The 5,346-nt window shown below is 66.2% G+C and carries 6 protein-coding genes; 5 read left to right on the forward strand and 1 reads right to left on the reverse strand.

Annotated elements, in window-relative coordinates:
* The 5 genes from DYI42_RS23055 to ccmE all read left to right on the forward strand — a co-directional run.
* Positions 1 to 509: RSP_2648 family PIN domain-containing protein (locus DYI42_RS23055; RefSeq protein ID WP_213549359.1), on the forward strand; the 509-nt coding region annotated here is incomplete at its 5' end.
* Between the two features lie 98 nt (positions 510 to 607).
* Positions 608 to 1,486, forward strand: coding sequence for a lysophospholipid acyltransferase family protein (locus DYI42_RS23060; protein WP_213549360.1), 879 nt, complete (start codon positions 608 to 610; stop codon positions 1,484 to 1,486).
* 6 nt (positions 1,487 to 1,492) lie between these two features.
* Complete coding sequence (gene murI / locus DYI42_RS23065) at positions 1,493 to 2,305, forward strand: glutamate racemase (protein ID WP_213549361.1); 813 nt, start codon at positions 1,493 to 1,495, stop codon at positions 2,303 to 2,305.
* A 36-nt stretch (positions 2,306 to 2,341) separates the two neighbouring features.
* Positions 2,342 to 3,370: an N-acetyl-gamma-glutamyl-phosphate reductase gene (gene argC, locus DYI42_RS23070; protein WP_213549362.1), complete on the forward strand. Its 1,029-nt coding sequence runs from the start codon at positions 2,342 to 2,344 to the stop codon at positions 3,368 to 3,370.
* A gap of 13 nt (positions 3,371 to 3,383) precedes the next feature.
* The gene (gene ccmE, locus DYI42_RS23075) at positions 3,384 to 3,848 is read left to right on the forward strand and encodes a cytochrome c maturation protein CcmE (protein ID WP_213549363.1); all 465 of its coding nucleotides are present in this window, start codon (positions 3,384 to 3,386) and stop codon (positions 3,846 to 3,848) included.
* Positions 3,849 to 3,999: 151 nt separating this feature from the next.
* Here the strand turns inward: ccmE and purB are convergent, their stop codons facing one another.
* Positions 4,000 to 5,301 (reverse strand): adenylosuccinate lyase, encoded by a 1,302-nt coding sequence (gene purB, locus DYI42_RS23080; RefSeq protein WP_213549364.1) that lies wholly within the window; start codon positions 5,299 to 5,301, stop codon positions 4,000 to 4,002.
* Positions 5,302 to 5,346 lie beyond the last annotated feature (45 nt).

Raw genomic sequence — 5,346 nt, forward strand, 5'->3', positions numbered from 1 at the left:
ACCCCACGGTGATGCGCGAGTTGTTGCTGGGCGCGGCGGGCGCAGGGTTTTTCACGCCGCTCTGGTCGGCGCGCATTCTCGAAGAATGGCGGCGCGCGGCGCTGAAGCGGGGGCCGGGCGAGGGGGTGCAGGCGGAGGGCGAGATTGCCATGGCGCGGGCGGCATGGCCCCGCGCCGAGGTGAAGGTGCAACCGGGGCTGGAGGCGCGGCTGTGGCTGCCCGACCCGGCGGATGTGCACGTGCTGGCCGCCGCCGTAGCGGGCTCGGCGGACGGGATCGTGACGATGAACGCCAAGGACTTTCCGCGCAATGTGCTGGCCGAGGAGGGCGTGATGCGGGCCGATCCGGACGGGCTGCTGCTGGGCTTTGCCGAAGCAGGCCGGGACCGGATGGGCGAGGTGGCCGAGGCGGTGCGGGCCGAGGCGGAGCGGCTCTCGGGCGAGGCCTGGGCGATGCGGGCGCTGCTGAAGAAGGCGCGGCTGCCGCGGCTCGGCACGGCGCTGGGATAGCAGGCGCGCCTGCTCTGTCATCCAGATTTCATCTGATGGTCATAAAGCCCTCTCACCATTCAGGCAGGCGCGCGCGCATCAGACGGAGAAGGACGCCCATGGACCAGCGGCACCAGGTTGCCCGTGACATCACCTATGCCAACTCGGTGCGCTCCAGGCCGGGCCGTGCCTTTGTGAAGCTGATGGAGAATGCCACCGGGCGGATCGGGCTTATCAAACGGGCGGATGGCTACGAGGCGGATGTGGCGCAGGGCGCGGACTTCTGGGACGTGATCCGGCAGCGCTATGGGCTGAGCCTGCGGGTGACGCGGGGCAGCCTTGAGAACATCCCGCGCGAGGGGCCGCTGGTGCTCGTGGCGAACCATCCCTACGGCATTCTGGACGGGCTGATGATGGGGCACATGCTGCGCCAGACGCGCGGCGATTTTCGCATTCTGGCGCATCAGGTGTTCAAGCGCTCGGAGGAGCTGAACCGGATCATCCTGCCGATCGACTTCGACGGCACGCGGGAGGCGCAGGCGACCAACCTCGCCACCCGCCGCGAGGCACTGGGCTACCTGGCGCAGGGCGGGGCGATTGGCGTGTTTCCGGGCGGGACAGTGAGCACCTCGGCCAAGCTGCTCTCGCGCCCGCTGGACCCGGGGTGGCGGCGGTTCACGGCCAAGATGATCGCCCGGTCGGGGGCAACGGTGGTGCCGGTTTTCTTCGAGGGCTCCAACAGCCGGCTCTTCCAGCTGGCGAGCCATATCCATTCCACCCTGCGGATTGCGCTGCTGATCAAGGAGTTTCGCGCGCGGGTGGATGAGCCGGTGGAGATTGCGGTGGGCCGACCCATTCCGCCGCAGGAGATTGCCGCCCATGGGGGCGACGCCAAAGCTTTAATGGATTTCCTCCGCGAGGCGACGTATAGCCTGTCGGACAGGCCGGTTCGCGCCCGCGAATACGGCAAGGAATTCGAAGACTTTTACAAGGCGTAACCTGCGATGGCGGTTGGCGTATTCGACTCAGGGATCGGTGGGCTCACCGTGCTGGACGCGGTGCAGAAGCGGCTGCCCGAGGAGGCGTTCGTCTACTATGGCGACCACGCCCACAGCCCCTATGGCGTGCGCGATGCCGATGACATTCACGGGCTGACGCGGGGCGCGGTGCAGCGGCTTTGGGACGAGGGCTGCGATTTGGTCGTGCTGGCCTGCAACACCGCCAGCGCGGCCGCGCTGCGGCGGATGCAGGAGGCGGGCGTGCCCGAGGGCAAGCGGGTGCTGGGCGTCTTCGTGCCGCTGATCGAGGCGCTGACGGAGCGGCAGTGGGGCGACAATTCGCCCCCGCGCGAGGTGGCGGTGAAGCATGTGGCGCTGTTTGCCACGCCCGCGACGGTGGCCTCCCGCGCGTTTCAGCGGGAGCTGGCCTTCCGGGCCATCGGCGTGGACGTGGAGGCGCAGGCTTGCGGCGGCGTGGTGGATGCCATCGAGGATGGCGACATGATCCTGGCCGAGGCGCTGGTGCGCAGCCATGTGGACGCGCTGAAACGCAAGATGCCCAAGCCCGAGGCGGCGATTCTGGGCTGCACCCATTATCCGATCATGGAAGAGGTGTTTCAGGATGCGCTCGGCCCCGAGGTGAGCGTCTATTCCCAGGCCTCCATCGTGGCCTCGTCGCTGGCCGATTACCTCACCCGCCACCCCGACAAGCACGGGGCGGGGACGGAGACCAAGTTTCTCACCACGGGGGATGCCCGGAAGGTGACGGATCAGGCCACGCGCTTCTTGCGACGAAAAGTTGAATTTCAGCCCGCCTGATTTCAGCTTACACATCGCAAGACCAAGGACAGACCAATGACTGCAAAAATCGCCATTCTGGGCGCCTCCGGCTATACCGGCGCCGAACTCGTGAGGATTATCGCGACCCATCCGGGGATGGAGGTGGCAGCACTTGCTGCCGACCGGAAGGCCGGGATGGAGATGCGCGACGTGTTTCCGCATCTGGCCCATCTCGACCTGCCCAAGCTGGTGACGATCGACGAGATCGACTTTTCGCAGATCGACCTCTGCTTTGCTGCTTTGCCGCATGTGACCTCGCAGCAGGTGATCCCGGGGTTGCCCGCTGATCTGAAGGTGGTGGACCTCTCCGCCGACTTCCGGCTGCGCGACCCGGCGGAATATGAAAAGTGGTATGGTCAGCCGCATCAGGCGGTGGCGTTGCAGAAGGAGGCGGTTTACGGCCTCACCGAGTTTTACCGCGACGAGATCAAGGGCGCGCGGTTTGTGGCCGGGACGGGCTGCAATGCGGCGACGGGGCTTTTCAGCCTGCTGCCGCTGTTCAAGGGCGGGTTGATCGACCCGGACTCGGTGATCCTCGACATGAAGGTGGGGGTTTCGGGCGCCGGGCGCTCGTTGAAGGAGAACCTTCTGCATGCCGAGTTGAGCGAGGGGTGGATGCCCTATGCGGCGGGCGGCAAGCACCGGCATCTGGGCGAGTTCGATCAGGAGTTTTCCAAGGCGGCGGGGCGCGAGGTGCGGGTGCAGTTTACCCCCACGCTCATCCCTGCGAACCGGGGCATCCTTTCGGCGGCCTACGTGCAGGGGGATGCGGCGGCGATCCATGCGGCGCTGGTTGAGGCATATCAAGACGAGCCGTTCTGCCATGTGCTACCCTTCGGCCAAGTGCCTTCGACTCGCTCGATCCGGGGCAGCAACATGGTGCATCTGGGCGTCGCGCAGGAGCGGGCGCAGGGGCGGGCGACGGTGTTTGCCGCGCTTGACAACCTGACGAAGGGCTCCAGCGGGCAGGCGGTGCAGAATGCCAACCTGATGCTGGGGCTGGAGGAGACGGAGGGGCTGACGATGGCCCCGCTGTTCCCCTGAGGAGGAGGCCGCGATGGCGGGTTTGAAAGGGCTGAAGAAGAAGCGGCGGGTGCAGGTGCTCATGGTGGCGGCCCTCGCATTGGTGCTTTCGGCGGGGCTGATCGGCTATGGCTTTCGCGATGGCATCAACTTTTTCCGCTCGCCCAGCCAGGTGATGGAGAGCCCGCCCGCACCCAACGAGGTGTTCCGCATCGGCGGGCTGGTGGAAGAGGGCTCCATCGTGCGTGGCGAGGGCGAGACGGTGCGCTTTTCGGTGACGGATGGCGGCGCGGTGGTGCCGGTGGAATTTACCGGCATCCTGCCCGATCTCTTTGCCGAGGGGCAGGGGATGGTGGGCACCGGCAGCTATGACGGGCGGGTGTTCGTGGCGACCGAGATATTGGCCAAGCATGACGAGACCTACATGCCCAAAGAGGTGGTGGACGCGCTCAAGGAACAGGGCGTCTGGGAAGAGCCTGAGCCTGAACCGGAGTCGTAAGGGGGGTGGGCAGCTTGCCCACCCTACGCCTGTGGCCGGGTCAGCTGCGCTGATCGAGGCAGGTGGCCCGTGGCAACGTCAGGCCGCGGGGGTTTCACACCCCCGCACCCCCGTGGAGATATTTACAGCAAGAAAATGAACAGGGCGGGGCCTAGCCGAAGACGCGCTTGAAGATCGTGTCGACGTGCTTGGTGTGGTAGCCCATGTCGAATTTCTCGTTGATGGCCTCTTCGCCGAGCGCCTTGACCACGTCTTCGTCGGCCAGAAGCTGCTCGCGGAAATCGACGCGGTCTTCCCAGACCTTCAGGGCGTTGCGCTGGACCATGGCGTAGGCGTCTTCGCGGCTCACACCGGCCTGGGTGAGGGCGAGCAGGACGCGCTGGCTCATCACGAGGCCGGGGAACTTGTTCATGTTGTCGAGCATGTTCTCGGGGAAGATGAGCATCTTGTCGATGACGCCGGTGAGGCGTTTCAGGGCGAAGTCGAGGGTGATGGTGGCGTCTGGCGCAATGCCGCGCTCGACGGAGCTGTGGGAGATGTCGCGCTCGTGCCAGAGGGCCACGTTTTCCATCGCGGGGATCACCGTCATCCGCACGAGGCGGGCGAGGCCGGTGAGGTTTTCGGTGAGCACGGGGTTCTTCTTATGGGGCATGGCGGAGCTGCCCTTCTGGCCCATCGAAAAGAACTCGGCACCCTCCAGCACCTCGGTGCGCTGCATGTGGCGGATCTCGATGGCGACGTTTTCGATGCTGGAGGCGATGACGCCCAGCACGGCGAAGAACATGGCGTGGCGGTCGCGCGGGATGACCTGGGTGCTGATCGGCTCGGGGTGGAGGCCGAGCTTGGCGCAGACGTGCTCTTCCACCGCCGGGTCGATGTTGGCGAAGGTGCCGACGGCGCCAGAGATAGCGCCGGTGGCGATTTCGTCGCGAGCGGCTTGGAGGCGGGCCTTGTTGCGGTCCATCTCGGCGTAGAAGCGGGCGAAGGTGAGGCCCATGGTGGTGGGCTCGGCGTGGATGCCGTGGGAGCGGCCGACGCGGACCGTCATCTTGTGTTCCATCGCGCGCTTTTTGAGGGCCTCCAGCAGCCCGTCCATATCCTCCAGCAGGATGTCGGCGGCGCGGGTGAGCTGGACGTTGAGGCAGGTGTCGAGCACATCCGAGGAGGTCATGCCCTGGTGGACGAAGCGGGCCTCTTCGGAGCCGACGTGTTCGGCGAGGTGGGTGAGGAAGGCGATGACATCGTGCTTGGTGACGGCTTCGATCTCGTCGATGCGGGCCACGTCGAACTCGACATCCTTGGCCTTCCAGACGGCTTCGGCGTTCTCGCGCGGGATGACGCCCAGATCGGCCATCGCGTCGCAGGCGTGGGCCTCGATCTCGTACCAGATGCGGAACTTGGTGGCGGGCTCCCAGATGGCTGTCATTTCGGGGCGGGCATAGCGGGGGATCATGGGGGCGCCTTTCGCGTCTGGAATGCGGTCGGCGCTCGGATACAC

The organism is Vannielia litorea (genome assembly GCF_018424695.1).
Classification (GTDB): Bacteria; Pseudomonadota; Alphaproteobacteria; order Rhodobacterales; family Rhodobacteraceae; genus Vannielia; species Vannielia litorea_A.

Coding starts and splice junctions, on each gene's coding strand:
- murI (WP_213549361.1), top strand. CDS start 1,493: ATGGCGGTTGGCGTATTCGACTCAGGGATCGGTGGGCTCACCGTGCTG.
- purB (WP_213549364.1), bottom strand. CDS start 5,301: ATGATCCCCCGCTATGCCCGCCCCGAAATGACAGCCATCTGGGAGCCC.
- argC (WP_213549362.1), top strand. CDS start 2,342: ATGACTGCAAAAATCGCCATTCTGGGCGCCTCCGGCTATACCGGCGCC.
- ccmE (WP_213549363.1), top strand. CDS start 3,384: ATGGCGGGTTTGAAAGGGCTGAAGAAGAAGCGGCGGGTGCAGGTGCTC.
- DYI42_RS23060 (WP_213549360.1), top strand. CDS start 608: ATGGACCAGCGGCACCAGGTTGCCCGTGACATCACCTATGCCAACTCG.